Source organism: Streptomyces sp. NBC_01549 (genome assembly GCF_026339955.1).
In the GTDB taxonomy this organism is placed as follows: Bacteria; Actinomycetota; Actinomycetes; order Streptomycetales; family Streptomycetaceae; genus Streptomyces.
This window is the reverse complement of the sequence record NZ_JAPEPW010000001.1, coordinates 5,968,784-5,992,364: the sequence shown is the minus strand read 5'-3', so window position 1 is coordinate 5,992,364 and position 23,581 is coordinate 5,968,784. Positions and strand designations below refer to the sequence as shown.

General features: G+C 71.3%; 21 protein-coding genes. 8 read left to right on the top strand and 13 right to left on the bottom strand.

What is annotated here, in order from left to right; translation table 11 throughout:
* The first annotated feature begins 306 nt into the window (after positions 1 to 306).
* A complete protein-coding gene (locus OG819_RS26680) occupies positions 307 to 1,509 on the top strand; it encodes an amino acid deaminase/aldolase (protein ID WP_266623344.1) in 1,203 nt (400 codons plus the stop codon).
* A 6-nt stretch (positions 1,510 to 1,515) separates the two neighbouring features.
* Here the strand turns inward: OG819_RS26680 and OG819_RS26675 are convergent, their stop codons facing one another.
* The 4 genes from OG819_RS26675 to OG819_RS26660 form a co-directional block, all read right to left on the bottom strand.
* On the bottom strand, positions 1,516 to 2,379 hold the full coding sequence (locus OG819_RS26675; protein WP_266651341.1) for a DUF2510 domain-containing protein: 864 nt from the start codon (positions 2,377 to 2,379) through the stop codon (positions 1,516 to 1,518).
* A gap of 151 nt (positions 2,380 to 2,530) precedes the next feature.
* Complete coding sequence (locus tag OG819_RS26670) at positions 2,531 to 3,298, bottom strand: 3-oxoacyl-ACP reductase (RefSeq protein ID WP_266421985.1); 768 nt, start codon at positions 3,296 to 3,298, stop codon at positions 2,531 to 2,533.
* A gap of 83 nt (positions 3,299 to 3,381) precedes the next feature.
* On the bottom strand, positions 3,382 to 4,794 hold the full coding sequence (locus tag OG819_RS26665; protein ID WP_266651340.1) for an aldehyde dehydrogenase family protein: 1,413 nt from the start codon (positions 4,792 to 4,794) through the stop codon (positions 3,382 to 3,384).
* Positions 4,795 to 4,802: 8 nt separating this feature from the next.
* On the bottom strand, positions 4,803 to 6,173 hold the full coding sequence (locus tag OG819_RS26660; RefSeq protein ID WP_266651339.1) for a glutamine synthetase family protein: 1,371 nt from the start codon (positions 6,171 to 6,173) through the stop codon (positions 4,803 to 4,805).
* A 77-nt stretch (positions 6,174 to 6,250) separates the two neighbouring features.
* Between OG819_RS26660 and OG819_RS26655 the strand changes: the two genes are divergently transcribed.
* Together OG819_RS26655 and OG819_RS26650 are read left to right on the top strand one after the other, a co-directional pair.
* A complete protein-coding gene (locus tag OG819_RS26655; protein ID WP_266623351.1) occupies positions 6,251 to 6,988 on the top strand; it encodes a FadR/GntR family transcriptional regulator in 738 nt (245 codons plus the stop codon).
* 73 nt (positions 6,989 to 7,061) lie between these two features.
* A complete protein-coding gene (locus OG819_RS26650; RefSeq protein ID WP_266651338.1) occupies positions 7,062 to 7,778 on the top strand; it encodes a gamma-glutamyl-gamma-aminobutyrate hydrolase family protein in 717 nt (238 codons plus the stop codon).
* Here OG819_RS26650 and OG819_RS26645 read toward each other — a convergent pair.
* Complete coding sequence (locus OG819_RS26645; protein ID WP_266651337.1) at positions 7,747 to 8,712, bottom strand: phosphotransferase; 966 nt, start codon at positions 8,710 to 8,712, stop codon at positions 7,747 to 7,749. The two genes, OG819_RS26650 and OG819_RS26645, sit on opposite strands and share 32 nt — an antisense overlap.
* A gap of 136 nt (positions 8,713 to 8,848) precedes the next feature.
* Positions 8,849 to 9,775, bottom strand: coding sequence for a LysR family transcriptional regulator (locus OG819_RS26640; RefSeq protein WP_266634181.1), 927 nt, complete (start codon positions 9,773 to 9,775; stop codon positions 8,849 to 8,851).
* 94 nt (positions 9,776 to 9,869) lie between these two features.
* On the opposite strand from OG819_RS26640, the gene OG819_RS26635 reads away from it, so the two are divergent.
* Complete coding sequence (locus OG819_RS26635) at positions 9,870 to 10,994, top strand: TDT family transporter (RefSeq protein WP_266651336.1); 1,125 nt, start codon at positions 9,870 to 9,872, stop codon at positions 10,992 to 10,994.
* On the opposite strand, the gene OG819_RS26630 is transcribed toward OG819_RS26635, so the two are convergent.
* From OG819_RS26630 to OG819_RS26610, 5 genes are all read right to left on the bottom strand, one after another.
* Positions 10,963 to 11,706: a helical backbone metal receptor gene (locus OG819_RS26630; RefSeq protein ID WP_266651335.1), complete on the bottom strand. Its 744-nt coding sequence runs from the start codon at positions 11,704 to 11,706 to the stop codon at positions 10,963 to 10,965. The genes OG819_RS26635 and OG819_RS26630 overlap by 32 nt on opposite strands.
* Positions 11,707 to 11,776: 70 nt before the next feature.
* Complete coding sequence (locus tag OG819_RS26625; RefSeq protein ID WP_266416019.1) at positions 11,777 to 12,358, bottom strand: helix-turn-helix domain-containing protein; 582 nt, start codon at positions 12,356 to 12,358, stop codon at positions 11,777 to 11,779.
* Positions 12,359 to 12,767: 409 nt separating this feature from the next.
* Entirely contained in the window at positions 12,768 to 13,202 is a 435-nt protein-coding gene (locus OG819_RS26620; protein ID WP_266651334.1) for a hypothetical protein, read from the bottom strand.
* A 51-nt stretch (positions 13,203 to 13,253) separates the two neighbouring features.
* Positions 13,254 to 15,863: an ABC transporter permease/substrate binding protein gene (locus OG819_RS26615; RefSeq protein ID WP_266651333.1), complete on the bottom strand. Its 2,610-nt coding sequence runs from the start codon at positions 15,861 to 15,863 to the stop codon at positions 13,254 to 13,256.
* Positions 15,856 to 16,944, bottom strand: a complete 1,089-nt coding sequence (locus OG819_RS26610; protein WP_266651332.1) for a betaine/proline/choline family ABC transporter ATP-binding protein — start codon at positions 16,942 to 16,944, stop codon at positions 15,856 to 15,858. The genes OG819_RS26615 and OG819_RS26610 overlap by 8 nt, the downstream gene beginning before the upstream one ends.
* A 121-nt stretch (positions 16,945 to 17,065) precedes the next feature.
* On the opposite strand from OG819_RS26610, the gene OG819_RS26605 reads away from it, so the two are divergent.
* Together OG819_RS26605 and OG819_RS26600 are read left to right on the top strand one after the other, a co-directional pair.
* Positions 17,066 to 17,998: a 5'-3' exonuclease gene (locus OG819_RS26605; protein WP_266652853.1), complete on the top strand. Its 933-nt coding sequence runs from the start codon at positions 17,066 to 17,068 to the stop codon at positions 17,996 to 17,998.
* 230 nt (positions 17,999 to 18,228) lie between these two features.
* Positions 18,229 to 19,077, top strand: coding sequence for a siderophore-interacting protein (locus OG819_RS26600; RefSeq protein WP_266651331.1), 849 nt, complete (start codon positions 18,229 to 18,231; stop codon positions 19,075 to 19,077).
* Positions 19,078 to 19,092: 15 nt separating this feature from the next.
* Here the strand turns inward: OG819_RS26600 and OG819_RS26595 are convergent, their stop codons facing one another.
* Positions 19,093 to 19,284, bottom strand: coding sequence for a hypothetical protein (locus tag OG819_RS26595; RefSeq protein ID WP_266651330.1), 192 nt, complete (start codon positions 19,282 to 19,284; stop codon positions 19,093 to 19,095).
* A 178-nt stretch (positions 19,285 to 19,462) separates the two neighbouring features.
* Between OG819_RS26595 and OG819_RS26590 the strand changes: the two genes are divergently transcribed.
* Positions 19,463 to 21,013, top strand: coding sequence for an amino acid permease (locus tag OG819_RS26590; RefSeq protein ID WP_266623366.1), 1,551 nt, complete (start codon positions 19,463 to 19,465; stop codon positions 21,011 to 21,013).
* A 36-nt stretch (positions 21,014 to 21,049) separates the two neighbouring features.
* On the top strand, positions 21,050 to 21,997 hold the full coding sequence (locus OG819_RS26585; RefSeq protein ID WP_266623368.1) for an RluA family pseudouridine synthase: 948 nt from the start codon (positions 21,050 to 21,052) through the stop codon (positions 21,995 to 21,997).
* A gap of 16 nt (positions 21,998 to 22,013) precedes the next feature.
* On the opposite strand, the gene OG819_RS26580 is transcribed toward OG819_RS26585, so the two are convergent.
* A complete protein-coding gene (locus OG819_RS26580; RefSeq protein ID WP_266651329.1) occupies positions 22,014 to 23,489 on the bottom strand; it encodes a cytochrome P450 in 1,476 nt (491 codons plus the stop codon).
* Between the last annotated feature and the right edge of the window lie 92 nt (positions 23,490 to 23,581).

The window sequence follows — 23,581 nt, the reverse complement described above, 5'->3', positions numbered from 1 at the left end:
GGCGCGCTTCCGTGCTCATGCACCCCCCGTTTCCTCGTACCCGGGCAACCGACTCGGCCCGGAGTCCGCCGGGCCGTTCACGTGTACGGAAGAAACCACCTCGGCGACTCACCCGTCACGAGCACCCATACCCGTACCGACGGACCGTCATCCCGGGCACGACCCGCCCGGACAAGGTCGTTCCTCCCTGCGTGCGCGTCACTCTACGGGTTGACGTGGGCAGAGAGGGAACCAGTCCGCGCCTCCGGGGCATCTGCCCGGAACATCCCCCTACCCTGCGGTAATGGAGTCTGGCAGGCTTCGGCCATGACTGCCCGCGCCGCAGACCGGGCCCGGTACGACCGGGCCACCGCTCACCTCGACGCCCCTCTCGCGATCGTGGATCTGGAGGCCTTCGACGCGAACGCGGACGATCTCGTCCGCAGGGCCGGCGGCAAGCCGATCCGGGTCGCCAGCAAGTCGGTGCGCTGCCGCGCCCTGCTCGAGCGCGTCCTGGGGCGGGACGGCTTCGCGGGGATCATGTCCTTCACTCTCGCCGAGTCGATCTGGCTGGCCCGCTCCGGCTTCGACGACATCCTGCTCGCCTACCCCTCGGCGGACACCCAGGGCTTCGCCGAGCTGACCTCCGACCCCAAGCTCGCCGCCGCCGTCACCGTCATGGTCGACGACCCCGCCCAGCTCCGCCTGATCGACGAGGCCCGCCGGGGCGGCACCGAAGTCGTGCGCGTCTGCCTGGAGTTGGACACCTCCCTCAAGCTGCTCGGCGGCCGGGTGCGGGTCGGGGCGCTGCGCTCACCGCTGCACTCGCCCGCCCAGGTCGCCGACCTGGCCCGCGCCGTGGTCCGCCGGCCCGGATTCAGGCTGGTGGGGATCATGGCGTACGAGGGGCACATCGCGGGCGTCGGTGACGCGGTCGCGGGGCGGCCCTTCCGGTCGCGTGCGGTCAGGCTCATGCAGGCCACCGCCCGCAAGGAGCTCGCGCAGCGGCGCGCCGAGGTGGTCCGTGCCGTACGGGCCGTGGAGCCCGGCCTGGAGTACGTCAACGGCGGCGGCACGGGCAGTGTGCAGCACACGGCCGCCGAGGACGCGGTCACCGAGATCGCGGCGGGCTCCGGGCTGTACGTTCCTCGGCTGTTCGACAACTACACGTCGTTCAGCGGGCGTCCGGCCGCGCTCTTCGCCCACCCGGTCGTGCGCAGGCCGGGCGTCGGGGTCGTCACGGTGCTCGGCGGCGGCTACCCGGCCTCGGGCGCCCCGGGCCCCGACCGGCTGCCGGTCCCCTACCTCCCGGAAGGGCTGCGCTACGACCCCCAGGAGGGCCCCGGCGAGGTGCAGACGCCGCTGCTCGGCGCCCCCGCGGACGACCTGCTCATCGGCGACAAGGTGTGGTTCCGGCACGCGAAGGCCGGGGAGCTGTGCGAGCGGTTCGACGCGCTGCGTCTGATCGAGGGCGACACGGTGACGGCGACCGTCCCGACGTACCGGGGAGAGGGCCACACCTTCCTGTAGCCGGGCTCACCGCGTTCCGACCGGCCGGATCCCCTCGGTGATCCGGTCCATGTCGGTGAGCGGTGGTCCGTCCGTACCCGCGTCGAAGGCGAAGCGGACGATGACGAGGGCCCGCGAGCCCACGCTGGAGGGAAACGCCAGCGATTCGACGTAACCCCCGGGTCCCGCCCCCGTCTTCACCTGCCAGCGCACGAGGTATCCGACGCTGCCCGCGACGGCGACCGGGCTCGCCCGCAGCTGCCGGTGGGACGTGACGCCGCCAAAGGGCCGGTTGTCGAGGAGGTCGCGGTCGTACGCGGTGTTCGCGGCGTCCGCGATGTCGTGCTCGGCGAGGGCCTTCGGGGACCGCTCGTCGTTCGTGGTGACGGTGCGCGAGATGACCCGTCCGCGCCGGCACACACCGGGGTCACCCGGGCAGTCGTAGGTGCCGGGGGTGGTCATCATGACGTCGTCCTCGGCGACGTCCTGGGCGCGGACCCAGCCGTGGAACAATGGCAGGGCGATGCCGTTGAGCTCGTCCACGACGACGGACGGGTCGGCGGAGGACGGGCCGGAGCCGGTGGTCTGTCCGGGGGCGGCGGGCAGGGAGGTCCGTGCCGCCGCGGCACCTCCGGCACCCCCGGCACCGCCCTCCCGGCCGAGCACGAAGGCCCCCGTGACGATCGAGGTGACCAGGACGACTCCGGCGGTGACGAGCGCCACCGCCTTGGCGCGGCCGGAGCCACCGGCGACGGGTTCCGGCGCCGCCGAGGGCACTTGAGGGGCCTCGGGTCCTCGCCGGTGGTCCGTCCAGGCGGTGCCGTCCCACCAGCGCTCGACGAGCGGGTACGAGGGGTCGCGGTACCAGCCGGGCGGAGGCGTCATGCTCATTCCGGCACTCTAGGACGCGCCCCGAACGTCAGTACACGGGTGCGCAGGAGGCGGGTGGCGCGGCCGCCAGGGCGGCGGCCGCGACCAGGGTCCACGCGAAAGCGACACGAACGGATCGAAATCGCATGGGACGTGCATACACCGGGGCGATCTACAGAGGTGTGACGTACGCGCCCGAGATTCCGCCGTCCACCAGGAAGTCGGAGGCGTTCACGAAGGAGGAGTCGTCGCTGGCGAGGAAGGCGACCGCCGCGGCGATCTCCTCGGCCTCGGCGAACCGGCCGACGGGGATGTGCACGAGCCGGCGTGCGGCCCGCTCGGGGTCCTTGGCGAACAGTTCCTGGAGCAGCGGGGTGTTGACCGGTCCCGGGCACAGGGCGTTGACCCGGATGCCCTCGCGGGCGAATTGGACGCCCAGTTCACGGGACATGGCCAGTACACCGCCCTTGGACGCCGTGTACGAGATCTGCGAGGTGGCCGCGCCCATCCGGGCCACGAAGGACGCCGTGTTGATGATGGAGCCCTTGCCCTGGCGCCGCATGTAGGGGATCGCGGCCTTGCAGCACAGGTAGACGGAGGTGAGGTTGACCTCCTGGACGCGCTTCCAGGCCTCCAGTCCGGTTTCCAGGATGGAGTCGTCGTCGGGCGGCGAGATGCCCGCGTTGTTGAAGGCGATGTCGACGGAGCCGTAGGTGTCGAACGCCGTTTTGAAGAGTGCCTCGACCTGCTCGGGGTCGGTGACGTCGACCTTGACGAAGATCCCGCCGACCTCTTCGGCGGCGGCCTTGCCACGGGCGTCGTCGACGTCGCCGCAGACGATGTGGGCGCCCTCGGAGGCGAGCCGGCGGACGGTGGCGAGACCGATGCCGCTGCCGGCGCCGGTGATGACGGCGGTACGGCCGACGAGGCGGCGGCAGATGTTTCCTTCGGTGGCCGCGGCGGCTTCGGTGCCTGCGGTCGCCTCGGTGGCTTCGGTGGCTTCGGTGCCTGCGGTGGCTTCGGTCACTGTGCGGGGCCCTCCGTGCTGATGAAGACGTTCTTGGTCTCGGTGAAGGCGGTGAGCGCGTCCGGGCCGAGTTCGCGGCCGATCCCCGACTGCTTGAAGCCGCCGAAGGGAGTCCAGTAGCGGACGCTGGAGTGGGAGTTGACGGACAGGTTCCCGGCCCGGACGGCCTGGGAGACGCGCAGGGCGCGGCCGACGTCACGGGTCCAGATGGAGCCGGAGAGGCCGTAGTCGGTGGCGTTGGCGAGCCGGATCGCGTCGGCCTCGTCCTCGAAGGGCAGGACGACGGCGACGGGCCCGAAGACCTCCTCGACGGCCACACGCGCGTGGGGTTCGACATCGGTGAGGACGGTGGGCGGGAACCAGAAGCCGGGGCCCTCGGGGGCCTTGCCGCGGATGCCGGGGGTGTCGGCGGGAACGTACGACCGTACGCGCTCCAGCTGCGCCCGGGAGATCAGCGGGCCCATCTGCGTCAGCTCGTCGGAGGGGTCGCCGACGACGACGGACTCGATCGCCGGGGCGAGAAGGCCGACGAAGCGGTCGTAGGCGGAGCGCTGGACGAGGATGCGGGTGCGGGCGCAGCAGTCCTGGCCGGAGTTGTCGAGGAAGGCCATCGGAGCCGCTGCGGCGGCGGCCTCGACATCCGCGTCGGCGAAGACGATGTTGGGGCTCTTGCCGCCGAGTTCGAGTGTGACGCGCTTGAGCAGGGCCGAGCCCTTCACCAACACCTGTTTGCCCACGGCCGTTGACCCGGTGAAGACGATCTTCGCGACGCCGGGGTGCTCGACGAGCGCGTTGCCCGCGACCGGGCCGTGGCCTGGGAGCACCTGGAAGAGCCCCTCGGGTAGACCGGCCTCCAGAGCCAGCTCGGCCAACCGGAGCGCGGTCAGGGGGGTCGTCTCGGCAGGCTTGAGGACGACCGCGTTGCCGGCCGCGAGCGCCGGGGCGGTGCCCCAGGCGGCGATCGGCATCGGGAAGTTCCAGGGCGCGATGACGCCCACGACACCCAGCGGTTCGAGGATGGTCACGTCGAGGCCGCCCGGGACCGGGATCTGGCGGCCGGTGAGCCGCTCCACTCCCCCGGCCGCGTAGTCGAGCAGGTCTCGGACGTTGCCCGCCTCCCAGCGGGCGTTGCCGAGGGTGTGACCGGCCTCGCGGACCTCGAGGCGGGCCAGTTCTTCGAGGTGGCCGTCGACGGCGGCGGCGAAGCGGCGCAGCAGCCGGGCGCGGTCGCCGGGGGCCAGCGCGGCCCACGCGGCCTGCGCCTTCGTCGCCCGCACGACGGCGGCGTCCACGTCCTGCGCGGTGGCGGCCGGGACGGTGGCGACGAGTTCCTCGGTGGCCGGATTGAGCACGTGGAGCTGGTGTTCGGACGGGGCGGACGGGACGGACGGGGCGGACTGCTCGGACAAGAAGGGCCTCACATGCGTTCGAAGGAGCGGCGCAGCTCCCAGTCGGTCACCGCGGCGTCGAAGGCCTCCAGCTCGACGCGCGCCATGTTGCGGTAGTGCGCGACCACCTCGTCACCGAAGGCGGCCTTGGCGATGGGACTGTTCTCCCAGAGCTCCGCGGCCTCGCGCAGGGTGGTGGGCACGTGCGCGTACTCGGCGGCATACGCGTTGCCCGCGCACGGCTCCGGCAGCTCCAGCTTCTGTTCGATGCCGTACAGACCGGCCGCGACCAGTCCGGCGACGGCCAGGTGCGGATTGACGTCACCCCCGGGCAGCCGGTTCTCGAAGCGCGTCGAGCGGCCGTGGCCGACGACGCGGAGCGCACAGGTGCGGTTGTCGTATCCCCAGGCGACGGCGGTCGGCGCGAAGGAGCCGGGCTGGAAACGCTTGTAGGAGTTGATGTTGGGCGCGTAGAGGAGCGCAAAGTCGCGCAGGGCGGCCAGCTGCCCGGCGAGGAAGTACCGCATGACCTCCGACATGCCACCGGGGTCCTGGGCGGAGCCCGCCATCATGTTCGTGCCGTCCGCGTCCGCGAGCGAAAGGTGGATGTGACAGGAGTTGCCCTCGCGCTCGTTGTACTTCGCCATGAAGGTGAGCGAGACGCCCTCCTGGGAGGCGATCTCCTTGGCGCCGGCCTTGTAGATGGCGTGCTGGTCGCAGGTGACCAGCGCCTCGTCGTACTTGAAGGCGATCTCGTGCTGGCCGAGGTTGCACTCGCCCTTGGCGGACTCGACGGTCAGCCCCGCGGCCTGCATCTCGTTGCGGATGCGGCGCAGCAGCGGCTCGATGCGCCCGGTTCCGAGGAGCGAGTAATCGATGTTGTACTGATTGGCCGGGGTGAGCCCCTTGTAGCCCGCGTCCCAGGCCTGCTCGTAGGTGTCCTTGAAGACGATGAACTCGAGCTCGGTGCCGACCTGGGCGGTGTAGCCGAGTTCGGCGAGCCGGTCGAGCTGGCGGCGCAGGATCTGGCGGGGCGCGGCCACGACCGGGGAGCCGTCGTTCCAGACGAGGTCGGCGACGAGCAGGGCGGTGCCCTCGTTCCACGGCACCCGCCGTAGGGTGCTGAGATCGGGGCGCATGGCAAAGTCGCCGTAGCCCCGGTCCCAGGAGGACATGGCGTACCCGTCGACCGTGTTCATCTCGGCGTCGACGGCGAGGAGGTAGTTGCAGCCCTCCGTGCCGTGCTCGAGGACCTCGTCGAGGAAGAAGCGCGCGGCGAACCGCTTGCCCTGGAGCCGCCCCTGCATGTCGGGGAAGGCCAGGACGACGGTGTCGATCTCGCCGCCCGCGACGAGGGCGTGCAGCTCCTCGACGGGGAGCGGGGGTGTGCGGTCTGCCACCGGAAAAGCCTCCTTGGGTCAGCCGAGAGCCATAAGGTATTGCCGAGAACCATTGCTTGGGAAGGGGGCACGACCAGATGACGCGGGCGGAAGCCGACGGTGGTGTGAACGACCGACTGACGCCGGTGCTGCGGCCGGTGCGGGCGGGCAACGGTTTCGAGGAGGCGCTGGAGCAGATCCTCCAGGTGGTCCGGCTGGGGCTGGTGCCGGGCGGCGGACGGCTGCCCGCGGAGCGGGAGTTGGCGGAGCGGCTGGGGATCAGCCGGGTGACGCTGCGCGAGGTGCTCAAGGTGCTCCAGGACCAGGGCCTGGTCGAGTCGCGGCGCGGACGGTACGGCGGCACGTTCGTGGTGCCGCGGGCCGAGACCCCCGGCGAGGACGAGTTGCGGCGCCGGTTCGCCGAGGTCGACATCGAGGACGTACTGCGTTTCCGCGAGGTGCTGGAGGTGGGTGCGGCGGGGCTGTGCGCGACGCACGGGCTCTCCGCCGAGCAGGCCGAGCGGCTGCGTGAGGCGCTGGCCCGCACGCACGAGGCTCCGCTGGCGGACTACCGGCGCCTGGACACCCTGCTCCACCTCACCCTCGCCGAGCTGAGCGGTTCACCGTCACTGACGGCCCAGTACGCGGCCGTCCGCGCCTCCGTCAACGACCTGCTCGACTGCATCCCCCTCCTGGTCCGCAACCTGGAACACTCCCAGCGCCAGCACACCGCGCTGGTCGAGGCGGTGCTCGACGGGGACGCGGACGGGGCGCGGGAGATGATGCGGGAGCACTGCGCGGGGACGGCGGCGCTCCTGCGGGGTTTCCTGGCGTGAGCGGCCGGCGAGTACCGTACAAAGGTCTTCAAAGGTATGACGGTATTCCATTGGGTCCGATAGGGAGCACGGTGTGGGAGGTACGGGCGGCGTGGGCAGTGTGGGCAGTGCGGGCAGACCGCTGATCGGCGTGAGTACGTATCTGGAGGCCGGGGCGCGCTGGGGTGTGCTGGAGCTGGAGGCCGCGCTGCTGCCGGCCGGCTATCACCGGCTCGTCCAGGCGGCGGGGGGTCTCGCCGCGATGCTGCCGCCGGACGACCCCTCCCACGCCGCGTCGACCGTCGCCCGTCTCGACGGCCTCGTGATCGCGGGCGGCCCCGATGTCGACCCGGTCTACTACGGCGCCGAGCGCTCCCCGCGGACCGGACCGCCGGCCGCCGCCCGCGACGCCTGGGAACTCGCCCTGATCCATGCCGCGTTGGCCGTCGGCACCCCGCTCCTCGGCATCTGCCGGGGCCTGCAGCTCCTCAACGTCGCCCTCGGCGGCACGCTCGTCCAGCACATCGACGGGCACGTGAAGGACGTCGGGGTCTTCGGGCAGCACGAGGTGACGCCGGTGGCGGGAAGTCTGTACGGGGATGTCGTGCCGGAGACCTGTGCCGTGCCGACGTATCACCACCAGGCGGTCGAACGCCTCGGAGAGGGACTGACGGCCTCGGCCCACGCGCTCGACGGGACGATTGAGGCGATCGAACTCCCCTCGCCCCACTGGGTGTTGGGTGTGCAGTGGCATCCCGAGATGGGCGAGGACCTGAGGGTCATGCGGGCGTTGGTGCGAGCCGCTTCCTGAGCCAGTCGAGAGCGGCGGCGCCCTGGGCGTGCTGGAAGGCGCGCAGGGTCGGCAGTCCCGGGGGCGCTGGCTGCCGGGACTGCCGGACGAAGTAGCCCGCGAGGGCCGCCAGGGTGGCGGTGACGCCTTCCGGGTCGGCGGCGCGGCCCAGCGGATGGGTGGTGAACACCTCTTCCGGGTCGGGGCCGCCCTGGGCGCGGACGCACGGGAGCATCAGCAGCAGGTCGAACCACGGGGCGGCGCGCACGGCGTGCGGCCAGTCGACGAAGACGACCCTGCCGTCCTTGGCGAGCAGGACGTTGTCCGCGCGCAGATCGCCGTGCGCGAGGGTGTCGCCGGTGGCGAACTCGGCCCACGGGGCCGAGAGTTCGGCCAGTTCGCGCAGGTGGGCCGCGGTCCATGGGTCGAAGCCCTCGCCCTCGGTGTCCCCGGAGTCGACGAGCTGCCGCCATCCCTGGAAGGCGTGGGCCAGGGACTGTGCGGCGGGTGGGGCGTCGAACGGGGCCGGGGTCAGGGTGCGACTCAGTTCCTCGACGGCGTCCAGCACCCGTCTGAATTCACCCTCGCGCCAAGGGACATGCGGCTGACGGCCCGCCACGTCCTCGAAGACGAGGGCGACCCAGGTGCCGTCGTCGTAGCTGCCGATGAGTCGAGGGGCGGGGGCGCTGGGCGGGATCGCGGAGGCGTTCCTCGCCTCCGTCCGGTGCAGGGAGGGGCTGTCGGGGTTCGCCTCCGCGCTGACCGCCTTCACGAACGCGCGGCGGTGGTCCGTGGTGGTCACACGGGCGGCCGCGCCGGGCGAGAAGCCGCCCTCCTGTGTGACGGCCGTCCGCACCGGTGCGCCGAGCATGTCCGCGACGGCGTCACGGAGCGAGCGAGGGAGTTCTTCCCAGGGTGTACGCAAGCCCGCGGCAGGCGGAGCGGTCCCAGTCATGCCCCGCATCCTGCGGGGCCCCCGACCCCGCCCGCCACCGATTTCTCCGCCCCGGCCGCCGTGCGGCTTTTGGGGGCGCGGGGAACTGCGCGATCGGCCCCCACCGGCCCACAGCCGAAGGAGCGGGCCGGTTCCCCTACAAGCCCCGCGTCAGCGAGAGCAGCTCCCGGGCCGGCCCCGTGGGCCGGTGGCCCGTGGGCCAGACCGCGCGCAGGGCCCGTCGGAGCTGGATGTCGGACAGGGGAATGCTCACCAGCCGATGAGCCGACAGCTCCTCGCCGAGGGCCAGCTCGCTCAGGACGGCGGGCCCCGCCCCACTCACCGCCGCGGCCTTCACCGCCGTCGTCGAGGAAAGCTCGATCAGCGGCCGCGCCAACCCGCCCAACGCCGCGTCGAGAACCTGCCGCGTACCCGACCCCTCCTCCCGGAGGATCAACGGCGTCGCGGCCAGCTCCGCCCCCGCGAGAGCCGCGCGGCGCCGGGCCCACGGATGCCCCGGCGCCGTCACCACGATCAGCCGGTCGTGGGCGATTACCGTCGAGTCGAGGGCTGGGGGAACGGACAGTCCCTCCACGAAGCCGAGGTCCGCCTCGCCCGCGAGGAGACGCTCCGCGACGGCCGCCGAGTTCCCGGCGAGCAGCGACACCGCCGTGTCCGGTCGCTGCGCGCGCAGCGCCAGCAGCCAGCCCGGCAGCAGATACTCGGCGATGGTCATGCTCGCCGCCACCCGAAGCCGCGAGTCCCGCCGGTCCCGCAACGCCTGCGCCCCCGCGTCGAACGCCTCCGCCGCCTCCACGACCCGCCGCGCCCAGTCCGTGACCAGCGCCCCGGCGTCCGTGAGCCGCGAGCCCCGGGGTGAGCGGTCGACGAGCGCGACGCCCAGTTGCCGTTCCATGGAGCGGATCCGGCTGCTGGCCGCGGGCTGGGTGATCCCCAGTTCCCGCGCCGCCCGCCCGAGACTCCCGAGCCGCGCCACCGCGAGCAGCAGCTCCAGCGCCCCCAGGTCGGGCACCCGGTGCGCGATCCCGACCGCGACCGGTTCCCCCGACCGGCCGCCTTCCATCGATCCCTCAGCACTCACACCCATAAAGCCAGCTTATGCCCCCATAGACCCGTACTCCCTGGTGGGGACCCCGCAGGCGCGCGACCGTGGAGCCATGGTCACCGTAGCCCAGCCACTCCTACCGACCCCCGCCGCCGAAGTCGGGCGCCTGCGGGCCACCGCCGTACGGCACCTCGGCCCGAACTGGTACGCCTCCGTCATGGGCACCGCGATCGTCGCCACGGCGGGTGCCGGGCTCCCCGGCGACGTCCCGGGCCTGCGGACCGTCTGCGTGTCGGTCTGGGCCCTGTCGGCCGTCCTGCTCGTGATCCTGCTCGGTGCCCGCGCCCTGCACTGGACGCACCACCGCGACCAGGCCCGCGCCCACCTCCTCGACCCGGCCGTGGCGCCCTTCTACGGCTGTCTGGCGATGGCCCTGCTGGCGGTGGGCGGCGGCGCCCTCGTCGTCGGCCGGGACTGGATCGGGACGCGGGCGGCGGTCACCGTGGACACCGTACTGTTCACCGTCGGTACGGCCGTCGGCCTCGCCGCCGCCCTGGCCATCCCCTACCTGATGGTCGTACGCCACCGCATCCGCCCCGACCAGGCCACCCCCGTCTGGCTGCTGCCTGTCGTCGCGCCCATGGTGTCGGCCGCCGTAGGGCCGCTCCTCGTGCCCCATCTGCCTCCGGGCCAGCCCCAGGAGACCCTGCTCCTCGGCTGTGTTGCACTGTTCGGGCTGAGCCTGTTGGCCACCTTCGTGATGCTGCCGGTGATCTTCGCCCGGCTCGTCACCGCGGGTCCGCTGCCGCTCGCGCTCACTCCGACGCTGTTCCTCGTGCTCGGCCCGCTGGGCCAGTCCACGACCGCCGTCGGCAAGTTCGCGGACTTCGCGCCGGGCGTCGTACCGGCCCCGTACGACCAGGGCTTCGGAATGCTCGCCGTCCTCTACGGCGTCCCCGTGCTGGGCTTCGCGCTGCTGTGGCTGGGGCTCGCCGGCGCGCTGGTGGTGCGGGCCCACCGGCAGGGCATGGGGTTCGCGATGACGTGGTGGGCGTTCACCTTCCCGGTGGGGACCTGCGTCACCGGCGCCGAGGGCCTGGCCCGGCACACCGGGTTGGTCGCGTTCGACTGGCTCGCGGTCGGCCTGTACGCGCTTCTCGTGACCGCCTGGTGTGTGGCCGCCGTCCGCACCACGCGCGGCCTGCTCAGCGGCGAGCTGCTCGCAGCGCCTCGCTGAGCGCACCCGGCGCCTGCGCCAGCGACGGTCCGTACCAGGTCAGCAGCCGGCCGTTGACGAGCACGCAGGGCACCCCCTCGAACGCCTCGGGTCCGTCGTCGGCGGTGAAGTGGTACGGCTCGTCGGGCAGCACCACGAGATCGGGGGCCGCGGCCCGGAGTTCGGGCAGGGGGATGCGGGGGTAACGGTCGGCGTGGTGGGCGTACACGTTGTCGACGCCCAGGCGCGCCAGGACGTCCCCCGCGAACGTGTCCCGGCCGAGGACCATCCAGGGGCGCCGCCAGATGGGCACGATCGCGGTCGAACGACGCTCGGGAGCGGGCGGCCGCGCCCACGCGGCCTGCGCCTCGTCCAGCCAGCGGGGGCGGGTCCGCGCGCCGCACGCGTCCAGCACCCGCGTCAGCTCGCGGAAGGCTCCCGGCACATCGCGGACCTCGGTGACCAGCACCTCGACTCCCGCCTCCCGCAGGATCGCCAGGTCGGGCTCGCGGTTCTCCTCCTCGTTGGCGATCACGAGGTCCGGGGCGAGTCGTACGATCCGGTCGACCGCGGGGTTCTTGGTGCCGCCGACGCGCACGACGTCGAGGTCCGGCGGATTGCTGCACCAGTCGGTCGCGCCGACCAGGGCGCCGGGCACGGTGACGGCCACGGCCTCGGTCAGCGAAGGCACGAGGGAGACGACACGCCGCACTCCGGCGGCCCCTCTAGGCATGGCGGGAGGTCTCGGGCATGGCAGCAGTATCGCAGCGGCCCGCGATCGCAGCGGCCCGCGCGGGAACGGCTCAGCGTCTGCCGAAGGTCTGGCGGTCCTCCACCGCCTCGATGTGGTCGGCTACCTCGACCACGACCACCCGGGTGTCCGGCACGGTCGCCCGCCACCGGTGGCGCACCCCGCCGGTGAGGTACAGCGTGTCGCCGCGCCCCAGTCGGTGGGCACGCCCCTCCGCCTCGACCTCGACGGCGCCGTCGGCCACGTACATCAACTTGTCGTTGCGGTGCTGGAGTTCGCGGCCCTCCTCGTGGTCACCGGTGAACTCCGTGGCGTGCAACTGGTGGTGACCGCGCACCAGGGGGCGCATATGGGCCTCGGGAGTGAACTCGGCGCCCGCCTCGGCGCGCACGACATCGACGCTGCACGCCGGGTCGGCCGCGGCGAGCAGCTCGACGGCGGTGGTGCCCAGGGCGTCGGCGACCCGCTCCAGGGAGCTCTGGCTGGGCCGGGCCCGTTCGTTCTCGACCTGACTGAGGAAGGGCACCGACAGGCCGCTGCGCTCGGCCACGACGGCGAGCGTGAGCTCCAGTGCCCGGCGCCGCCGCCGGACGGCCGCACCCACCCGAAGGGGCTGTTCTTTGTGGTCGCCCATCGCTTCGGCTCCCTCCCACGCGTCGTCGGTCTGCTGCTTCGGCTGCCGCTCGGGCAGCTGTCTCGGCGCACAACTTCTGATGAGTTGTTTGCACCCTACGCATGTTCGGCAAACCGTTTCATGCACCCGTCACATCGCTGACACATCGGAGGTGGGTGAGGGTCACAATTCGCGCCAATAGACGAGTTGTCCCGACTCCCTGGGCGCCGAGCCCTCTCGCGGGACGAAAAGGCTGACCAGCGGGGCCGGATGCCCCTCCGGGTCGATGAGCGGAGTCACGAAGGGACCGGCGAAGGCACGGCTGCCGCCGTGGGTGCGGATGGTCAGCCGATCAGCCCGCCCGGCCGTCGGATCATAGACGTACGCCCGCCGACGCCCACAGCCCCCTCGCATCACTGCTGACTGTCCGTCAGAACTCGCCACCCGCAGCCGAGTTCGACGAGCGGGTGGCCGCCGATACCGGCGCGCACACCCCGGGACTCCAGGACGCGGTCCGGCCGCCGGTCGGGGGTGGCGTACCAGGTCGTGAAGTCCCTGAGGGTGGCGCGGAGTTCACGGGCGGTGTCACAGCGTGCTCGGTGTCACCGGTGAGCTCGACCGTGCCGTCGTGCACGGAGGTGATGTCCGGGGTGCCCTCGGCGCGGTGCGAGAGGGTGCGCGGCGCGTCGAACGCGTGGACGGTGTTCCCGGACAGGAGGGCGTCCGGATCGGCGTGGCCACGTACGGCGATGTGGTTGTCCGGATCCTTTTCGTACGCAAGGACGTATCCGCCACGATCGTCGGGGGCGAGCACGGGCCGACTGGTACCCGCGCCGAAGCCGAAAGGGGTGGCTGTCGGTCGCACGGGACCGGGTCCCGTGCGACCGACAGCCACCCCTCGCCGAACGCCCTTCGGCTACTGCGGCGTCATCCGCTCCACCACGTCCGGGTGCTCCTTCAGCCACGCCACGACGGCCGCCTCCTCATGGCCCTGGCCGCGCTGCTTGATCTCGCTCTCCAGGGTGCCGAGTTCGGTCTCGCTCATCCTGAAGTTCTTGACCCATTCGGTCAGCTGCGGGTACTGCTCGGGGAACTTCTTGCTGGAGATGGTCCGGATCGTGTTCCCCTCGCCGAAGAGCTTCTTGTCGTCGGTGAGCTTGGTGAGCTCGTACTCGCTGTACGCCCAGTGCGGGGACCACAGGACGACGGCGACCGGCTGCTTCTTGGCGTACGCGCGCTTCAGCTCGGCCAGCATCGCGGGCGTGGAGCCGTCGACGACCTTGTACTCCTTGTCCAGGCCGTAGCCGGGAAGCACCTTCGTCTTCAGGAGGTTCATCTCGCCGGTGCCGGGCTCGATGCCGATGATCCGGCCGCCGAAGGTGCCCGCCTTGCCCTTGAGGTCCGCGAGGGACTTGACGTCCTTCACGTACGAGGGCACGGCGATCTCCAGAGAGGTCGGCCGGTACCAGGTGCCCAGGTCTCTCAGGTCGTTCTTGTGCTGGTCCCAGTAGTTCGACTGGGCGTACGGAAGCCAGGCGTCGAAGTTGAGATCCAGGTCGCCGGAGGCGAGGCCGGTGTAGACGGGGCCGACGTCCATCTGTTTGAGGTTCAGCTTGTAGCCGCGCCGCGCCAGGACGTTCTTCCAGAGGTACGTCACGGCGACGTCCTCGTCCCAGGGGAACCAGGCCACGTCCAGCGGGCGCTTCGTCTCGGCGGCGGCCGCGGCGCTCTTGACCGGGGCCAGCTTGTCGACGACTCCGGGGTTCCGCTTCAGCCAGGCGCGCACCGCGTCCTGCTGCTTGCCCTTGCCCACCTTGTTGATCTCCGCCTCGAGACCCGTGAGCTGCTTCTCGGTCATCCTGAAGTTCTTCAGCCACTGCCCGACGACCGGGTTGTCCTGCGCGAAGCCCTTGCGGGAGAGCGTGTGCACGCCGTCGCCCTTGCCCCAGGCGCCCCGCGGGTCCTTGAGCTTCTTCAAGTCGTAGTCGCTGTACGCCCAGTGCGGCGACCAGAGGGTCACGACGATCGGCTCCTTCTTGGCGTACGCGCGCTTCAGCTCGGCCAGCATGGCGGGCGTGGAGCTGTCGACGACCTTGTACTCCTTGTCGAGGCCGTAGTCCTTCAGGACCTTGCTCTTGAGCAGGCCCATCATTCCGGCGCTGGACTCGATGCCGGTGATCTTGCCACCGAAGGTGCCGGCCTTGCCCTTGAGGTCCGCCAGGGAGTCGACGCCCTTCATGTACGAGGGGACGCTCAGCTCCAGTGAGGTGGGACCGTACCAGGAGCCCAGGTCGTCGAGCCTGCTGCCGTACTTCTTCCAGTACTGCTCGTGGGTGGTCGGCAGCCAGGAGTCCGTCTGGAAGTCGATGTCGCCCTGGGCCAGGGAGGTGTACAGCGGGCCCGCGTCGAACTGCTTGACGTCGACCTGGAAACCGCGCTCCTCGAGGATCTCCTTCCACAGGAAGGTGGACGCGACGCCCTCGTCCCAGGGGATGTACCCGATGGTGATCTTCTTGCCCTGGCCGACGTTCTCGTCGTCCGCCGCGGTGGACGACGTACTCGATCCGCCGAAGACGCCCATGCCGCCCGCGACCAGCGCGAGCGCCACGACGCCGATCACGGCGACGGCCGCGCGGGGGCGGTAGGACCAGATCTTCAGGCCCTGCGCGGCGCGCAGTCTGGCGGCGGCGCGGCGGCCGAGCGGGGAGACCTGGATACCCAGGGCGCTGGTCATGCGGTCCAGGTAGATCGCCAGGACGACGATGGCGACGCCCGCCTCGGAGCCGAGGCCGACGTTCAGCTGACCGATGGCCTCGTTGACGTCGCCGCCGAGGCCGCCGGTGCCGACCATGCCCGCGATGGCGGCCATGGACAGGCCCAGCATGATGACCTGGTTGACGCCCGCCATGACGGTCGGCAGGGCCAGCGGCAGCTGGATGCGCAGCAGGGTGTTGCGGGGCGTGGTGCCGAACGCGTCGGCGGCCTCGACGAGTTCCTTGTCGACCTGGCGGATGCCCAGCTCGGTCATGCGGACGCCGGGGGCCAGCGCGAAGATCAGGGTGGCCACGATGCCGGCCGGGGCGCCGGTGCCGAAGAACAGGATCGCCGGGATGAGGTAGATCATCGCGGGCAGCGTCTGCATGAAGTCCAGCACCGGGCGGACGATGCCGCTGACCCGGTCGGAGCGCGCCGCCCAGATGCCCACGGGCACCGAGACGACGAGCGCGATGATCGTGGCGACGAGGACCAGCGAGAGGGTCACCATCGCGTCCTCCCACAGTTCGAGGGAGTCGATGAAGGCGAATCCCACGAAGGTGAGGACACCGGCGGAGGTACCGCGCAGCCAGAACGCGATCACCGCGAAGATGCCCGCGAGGAGCAGCGGTTCGGGGGCCTGGAGGACGGCGTCGATGCCGTCGTACGTGCCCTGGAAGACGGTCTTGAGGAAGTCGAAGAGCCACGCCATGTGGTTCAGCAGCCAGTCGACGGCGCTGTTGACCCAGTCGCCGAACGGGATCCTAGGCACCGGCCGTCACCACCTTGTCGCCCTTGTCGCGCGGTGTGGCGCAGGCAGTGGGTTCCCCCTGCTGGTCGCCGAGGAATCCGACGAGCCGCTGCCGCGGGACCACGCCCACGAGTCGGCGCTGTGCGTCGAGGACCGCGACCGGGTGCGTGAGACGCGCGCTGATCGCGCAGAGGTCCACGAAGGGGGTGTCGGGCGTGGCGGTCTCGCAGTCGCAGTCCGCCTCGTCGCCGCGGATGCCGGTGTCCATGACGACCCCGGCGGTCAGCACGCGGGAGCGGTCGACGTCCTGGGTGAAGGACGCGACGTAGTCGTCCGCCGGGCGCACGAGGATGTCCTCGGCGGTGCCGATCTGGACGATGCGGCCGTCGCGCATGACGGCGATCCGGTCGCCGAGGCGCATCGCCTCGTTGAGGTCGTGGGTGATGAAGACGATGGTCTTCTTGAGCTTCTTCTGGAGCTCGATCAGCTGGTCCTGCATGTCGCGGCGGATCAGCGGGTCGAGCGCGCTGAACGACTCGTCCATCAGCAGCAGATCGGCGTCGGTGGCGAGCGCGCGGGCGAGGCCGACGCGCTGCTGCATACCGCCGGACAGCTCGTCGGGCCAGGACTTCTCCCAGCCGGCGAGTCCGGCCAGCTCCAGGGCCCTGGTGGCGCGTTCCTTGCGCTCGGCGCCCGGTACGCCCTGGACCTCCAGGCCGTAGGCCGCGTTCTCCAGGACGCTGCGGTGCGGAAAGAGCGCGAAGTGCTGGAAGACCATGCTGATCTTCTTCGAGCGCACCTCGCGCAGCGCGCGGGCGCTGAGCGCGGTCAGGTCCTGGCCGTCGAAGCGCACCTGGCCCGCGGTGGGTTCCAGGAGCCCGTTGAGCATGCGCAGGAGGGTGGACTTGCCGGATCCGGACAGGCCCATGACGACGAAGATCTGGCCGGGTTCCACCGTGAAGGACGCGTCGATCACGGCGGCGGTGGTGCCGTCGGCGCGCAGTTCCTCACGGTCGGCTCCCTGACGGAGCCGTTCCACCGCGGCGTCGGGTCGTCTCCCGAACACCTTGTACAAATGCTCGGCCTCAAGCCTGGATGACACGTGTGCCTCTCGATCGGACAGTTGAATGAGCAACCGGGTTTGTCCCGATGCCGCGCCTGCCCCCGCTTACACGGAGCAAACACAGGAGTGGTCCAGGTCACTGTCAGTGCCGTACGGCATGATGCGAGGCGTGACCAGACGCCTGATGCTGCTCGACACCGCCTCCCTGTACTTCCGGGCCTACTTCGGGGTCCCCGACTCGGTGAAGGCCCCGGACGGCACGCCCGTGAACGCCGTGCGCGGGCTGCTCGACTTCATCGACCGGCTGGTCAAGGACCATCGCCCCGATGACCTGGTGGCCTGTATGGACGCGGACTGGCGCCCGCAGTGGCGGGTCGACCTGATCCCCTCGTACAAGGCGCATCGCGTCGCCGTGGAGACCGAGGCCGGCCGTCCGGACGAGGAGGAGGTGCCGGACACCCTCTCCCCGCAGGTGCCGGTCATCGAGGAGGTCCTCGACGCGCTGGGCATCGCGCGCGTGGGGGTCGAGGGGTACGAGGCGGACGATGTGATCGGCACCTTCACGGGGCACGCCGACGGCCCGGTCGACATCGTCACCGGCGACCGCGACCTCTACCAACTCGTCGACGACAAGCGGGGGGTGCGCGTCCTGTATCCCCTCAAAGGCGTGGGCACGCTCCAGCTCACCGACGAGACCTGGCTGCGCGAGAAGTACAGGGTCGACGGCAGCGGATACGCGGATCTGGCGCTGCTGCGCGGCGACCCGAGCGACGGTCTGCCGGGGGTGCCGGGGATCGGCGAGAAGACAGCGGCCAAGCTGCTCGACCAGTTCGGCGACCTGGCCGCGATCATGGCCGCGGTCGACGATCCGAAGGCGAAACTGACGCCTTCTCAGCGCAAGCGGCTCGACGAGTCGCGGCCGTATGTCGCCGTCGCGCCCAAGGTCGTACGGGTCGCCGGTGACGTCCCCCTGCCGGACGTCGACACGGCGCTGCCGCACACGCCGCGCGACCCGGCCGCACTGAAGGAGCTGGCCGCGCGCTGGGGTCTGGGCGGATCGCTGCAGCGGTTGCTCACCACGCTCGGCGACTGAAGTCGACGCGATCGGCCGAATCAACCATGGAGGACGGGGATTGACATTCTCATCTCTAAGAATGCCATTCTCAGTTTAGGGTAACCTTACTCGTGGAGCGGGACTCGACCCCTCCCACCGCGCGACCCGAGCCCCGTCGTGGGGAACTCAGGAGCTTCTCACGCGGGGGGTGTTAACTAGGGAGAGATGCTAACTTAGGTAAGCCTAAGCGAGTGAACGAGGAGGCCGTCATGGCAGAGCGTCCGGCACGCAGGTCCAGGAAGCCCCACTCCGCGCGCGTCGTGCGGACCGAGCGGTTGACTCCCCATATGCAGCGTGTCGTGCTGGGCGGCGAGGGCCTCGCCGAGTTCACCGCGGGCGCCAGCACCGATCACTATGTGAAGTTGCTGTTCGCCCCGGAGGGTGTCACCTACACCGAGCCCTTCGACATGGAGCGGATTCGCGAGGAACTCCCGCGCGAGCACTGGCCGGTGACCCGCACGTACACCGTGCGCGCCTGGGACCCCGAACTGCGCGAGCTGACGCTCGACTTCGTGGTGCACGGCGACGAGGGCCTGGCCGGGCCGTGGGCGGCGCGCGTCCAGCCGGGCGAGGTCGTGCGGTTCATGGGTCCGGGTGGCGCCTACGCGCCCGACGCGAGCGCCGACTGGCATCTGCTCGCCGGTGACGAGAGCGCGCTGCCCGCGATCAGTGCCGCGCTGGAGGCGCTGCCGGACGGCGCCGTGGCCCGCGCCTTCGTGGAGATCTCCGGGCGCGAGGAGGAGCAGAAGATCGACTCCGACGTGGAGGTCGTCTGGCTGCACCGCGGCGACCGGCCCATCGGCGAGGCGCTGGTGGAGGCCGTCCGCGCCCTCGACTTCCCGGCGGGCCGGGTGCACGCGTTCGTGCACGGCGAGGCGGGCTTCGTGAAGGAGCTGCGCCGGTTGCTGCGGGTCGAGCGCGAGATCCCGCGCGAGGACCTGTCCATCTCTGGCTACTGGCGCCTCGGGCACAACGAGGACGGCTGGCAGGCGAGCAAGCGGGACTGGAACGCGCAGGTGGAGGCGGAGCAGGAGGCGACCGCGCCGACCGCCTCCTGACTCCCGCCCCTCGGGTCATGCGGAGCGCTGGTACGACCTGAACGTACGGATCGACAGCCACACCGCCGCCACGGCCTTGATGGTCACCTCCATGGAGGGGAACTGGTACGCAGGCGTCAAGGCCGCACCCTCGCAGTCGCCCAGACCGAGGATCACCTTCTCCCAGATCCCCTCCTTGAGCCACGCGCCGGCGTTCAGGATCTTCAACCCGCTACTTCCAGTCGGGCAGTGCCTCTTCCCCCGGCAAGGACGTGAGGAGTTAGGCCCGCCGCGGATACGGCCGCGTCACGCGGGCGAAACAGGGTCTCCCTAATTTCTGTCACCCGACAGGAATTCGGCTCACCCCCGTTCCGCCCACCCTTCCGCGCCGAAGGCAGGTGCCGCCGTGACCACCACCGCTCCCTCCGACGTACGCCCCGATCCACCGGAGTCCTCCGGCGACCGCTCGCTGGCCGAGTTCGGTTACCGCCAGGAGCTGCACCGCAGCCTCGGCCGGTACGCCTCGTTCGCCGCCGGTTTCTCCTTCATCTCCGTCCTGACGACCGTCTTCCAGTTCTTCGCCTTCGGGTACGCGTTCGGCGGCCCCGTCTTCTTCTGGACGTGGCCGGCCGTGCTGGTGGGCCAGTTGACGGTCGCCGCCTGCTTCGCGGAGCTCGCCGCGCGCTATCCGATCTCCGGCGCGATCTACCAGTGGTCCTCCCGTCTGTCGAACCTCTCCTTCGGCTGGTTCGCCGGCTGGATCATGGTGATCGGTCAGATCGTGGTGGTCGCGGCGGCGGCGCTCGCTCTGCAGATGGTGCTGCCCGCGATCTGGTCGGGCTTCCAGCTGGTCGGCAGCGATCCGACCCCCACCAGCCCGGACGGCGCGGCCAACGCGGCGGTCCTCGGCGTGATCCTGCTCGTGCTGACCACGCTGGTGAACGTCATCGACAACCGTGTGATGTCCCTGATCAACCGGATCGGCGTCACCGCGGAGATCATCGGCGCCGTCCTGATCATCGTGCTCCTGCTCACCCACTCCGAGCGTTCCCCCGGCATCACCTTCCACACCGGCGAGGGCGGCACCGGCCTGTTCGGGGCGCTGATGGTGGGCTCGTTCATGGCCGCGTACGTCATGATCGGCTTCGACAGCGCCGGTGAGATGAGCGAGGAGACCCACAACCCGCGCCGCACCGCGCCCCGTACGATCCTCACCGCGCTCGGCGCGGCGGGTCTGCTCGGCGGGCTGATCGTGCTCGGCGGACTGCTCGCCGCGCCGAGCCTCACCGACGGCCGTCTCGGCGTCGACGGCCTGAGCTACGTCCTGACCAGCAGCCTCGGCGACGGGGTCGGCCGCGCACTGCTCGCCGACGTCGTGGTGGCCATCGCGGTGGCGACCCTGGCGATCCAGACCGCCGCCTGCCGCATGCTCTTCTCGATGGCCCGCGACCACCAGCTCCCCTTCTCCCGCCGCCTCGCCCAGGTCAACCCGCGCACCGGCATGCCGGGCGCCCCCGCCCTGGTCGTGGGCGTCCTCGCCGCCGCCCTGCTGCTGCTCAACTTCGCCTCCCCGGACGCCTTCCTGGCGATCGGCACCACCTGCATCGTGATGCTGTACCTGGCGTACGCGATGGTGACCGGTCCGCTGCTGATCCGCCGGCTGCGCGGGGAGTTCACCGCCGACGGCACCGACGAGACGGGCGCCCCGCTCTTCTCGCTGGGCCGCTGGGGCGTCCCCGTCAACGCGATCGCCCTCCTCTACGGTCTCTTCATGACCGTCAACCTCGCCTGGCCGCGGGCGGCGGTGTACGACCCGGCGGGCGGGCACTGGTACTTCCAGTGGTTCACGGTGCTGTTCCTGGGCCTGACCCTGGTCGCGGGCGCCGCGTACCGGGCCTACCGGGCGCGGACACCGGCGGCGGAGACTCCCGAGGCGGTCCCGGCCTCGTACGCCTGAGCCCCTCCCCCGCCCGAGCCTCGTACGCTTGACCAGGTGAGACGCAAGCCCCGGATCCCGCCCTCCCCCCTGCCGCAGCGCGACGGAGTCGACCCCGTGCGGGTCAGGCTGCCGCGGGACGGGGGGTGGGCCACCGTGCGGGAGCATCTGGTGGAGCGGCTCGCGGCGGGGCCCGGGGTGATCGACGGGATGTTCGGGGACGGGCTGATCGTCGGCGCCGACGGGCGTCCGGTGGCCCCCGACACGGCGTACGAGCCGGGGATGTTCGTGTGGTTCCACCGGGAGCTGCCCGACGAGGAGCCGGTCCCGTTCGCCCTCGACGTGGTGTACCGCGACGAGCACATCGTCGTCGCCGACAAGCCGCACTTCCTCGCCACCACCCCGCGCGGGGGCCATGTCGCCGAGACCGCGCTGGCCCGGCTGCGGCGGGAGCTCGCGCTGCCGACGATCGGCGCCGCGCACCGGCTGGACCGCCTCACCGCCGGGCTCGTGCTGTGCACCGTGCGGCCCGAGGAGCGCGGCGCCTACCAGACGCTGTTCCGCGACCGGCTGGTCCGCAAGGAGTACGAGGCGGTGGCCCCGTACGACGCGGGGCTCGCGCCCCCGCGGACGGTCCGCAGCCGGATCGTGAAGGAGCGCGGGGTGATGGCCGCGCGCGAGGTGCCGGGCGAGCCGAACGCCGTCACGGAGGTCGAACTCACCGACCACCGCGACGGACTCGGGCGCTACCGCCTGCTCCCGCACACCGGGCAGACCCATCAACTACGCGTGCACATGACCGCGTTGGGCGTGCCGATCCTCGGTGATCCGCTCTACCCGGTGGTGACCGGCCCCGTACCGGCCGGTGACTTCCGGCGTCCGCTCCAACTGCTGGCGCGGGTACTGGAGTTCACCGATCCGATCACGGGGCGCGCGCACCGGTTCGTCAGCGAGCGGGTGCTGCGGGCCTGGTCCTCGTACGACGACTGGGCCCAGGGGACGTGATCGTCGACGACCAGGCTCAGTAGCCCCGCCACCAGCGCAGGAAACGCTGCCAGGCGCCGAGGCGGCGTACGGGTTCCGGTGTCGGCGGCACGGCGGGAGACGGCAGCGGCTGCGGGCCGGGCGCCTCCGTCGGCTCGTCCGTCGTGACCCGCAGGCTCGGCAGCTGCCGCGGGATGGGGTTGATGGAGGGCACTTCCTCGACGTCCTGCGGCGCCTGCGGCTGGAAGTACACCGGCAGCTCCACCAGGTGCCGTGAGGACATCGACGAGCGCCAGCGCAACTCCTCCTCGTCGCCTTCGAGTTCGACGTCGGGCAGCCGGATGAGCAGCGCCTCGACGCCGACGTCCGCGATGGCGCGGCCGATGTCCTGGCCCGGGCACTCGTGGGGCCCGCCGCCGAAGGCGAGGTGGGCGCGGTTGCCCATCATGTCGGCGCTGAGGTCGGGACGTACCCTGGGGTCGATGTTGCCCGGCGCGATCCCCAGGATCAGGCCGTCTCCCTGACGGATCTGCCGACCGCCCAACTCCGTGTCCTGTTTGGCGAAGTAGCCGAGGACGGCGCTGAACGGCGGTTCGTCCCACAGGGACTGCTCGACCGCCTGGGGCACCGTCATCTGGCCGCCGTTCAGCCGGGCACGGAAGCGGGGGTCGATGAGGACCACGCGCAGCACGTTGGCGAGAAGGTTCGCCGTGGCCTCGTAGGCGGCGAGCAGTACGAGGCGCAGATGCTGGGACACCTCGTCGTCGGTGAGCCCGGCCGGGTGGTTGATCAGGACGCTGGTGAAGTCCGCGGTGGTCTGGGCCCGGCGTCGGGCGGTGTGCCGGATCAGGATGTTCATGACGTGCTCGTTGCTGGAGATCGCGGTCTCGGTGCCCCTGAGCAGGTCGCGGGTGGCCTGCACCAGCCGGTCGTCGTACTCGTCGGGCATGCCGAGGATCTCGCACAGCACGGCCATCGGAAGGTGCTCGGCGAACTGACCGACCAGGTCGGCCCGGCCCTTCTCGCAGAACCGGTTGACGAGCAGTTGGGTCGCCCGGTTGATGTGCCGCCGGATCGTGCGGTGGTTGATGGTCGACATGGCGCCGATGACCGCGCCGCGCAGCCGCAGGTGTTCGTCGCCCTCGGCGTGGGAACAGATGGGCTGCCAGGCGATGTGCGGCGCGAGCGGGTGGTCGGGGCCGGCCGTGCCGTCCTTGACGGCGTTCCACACCCGGCTGTCCCGGGTGAAGTGCGTGGGGGTGCTCACCAGGTGCATGTTCTCGGCATGGCCGAGCACCATCCAGATCGGCACGTCGTTGTGGAGCAGGACGGGGGCGACCGCACCGTGCTCCTCGCGGAGTCTCTCGTACAGGTCTCCCAGCGCGTCCGCCTCGGTGCCGTACAGCCGGTGCAGTCCGCCGGGACCGGGGCCGGGGCCGTGAGCGGGGCAGCCGGGCGGCGGGGCGGGCGTACGGTCGTCCGTACCGGCCGGGGAGTGGGATTCAGACGTCACGGTGATCGCTCCGAAACTGAGGTGGATCCGGTGTCTTGGGGGTGTCCGGGGTCACGGGGGTGGTCGGGTGTCCTGGGAGGAGAGTCGAGGTC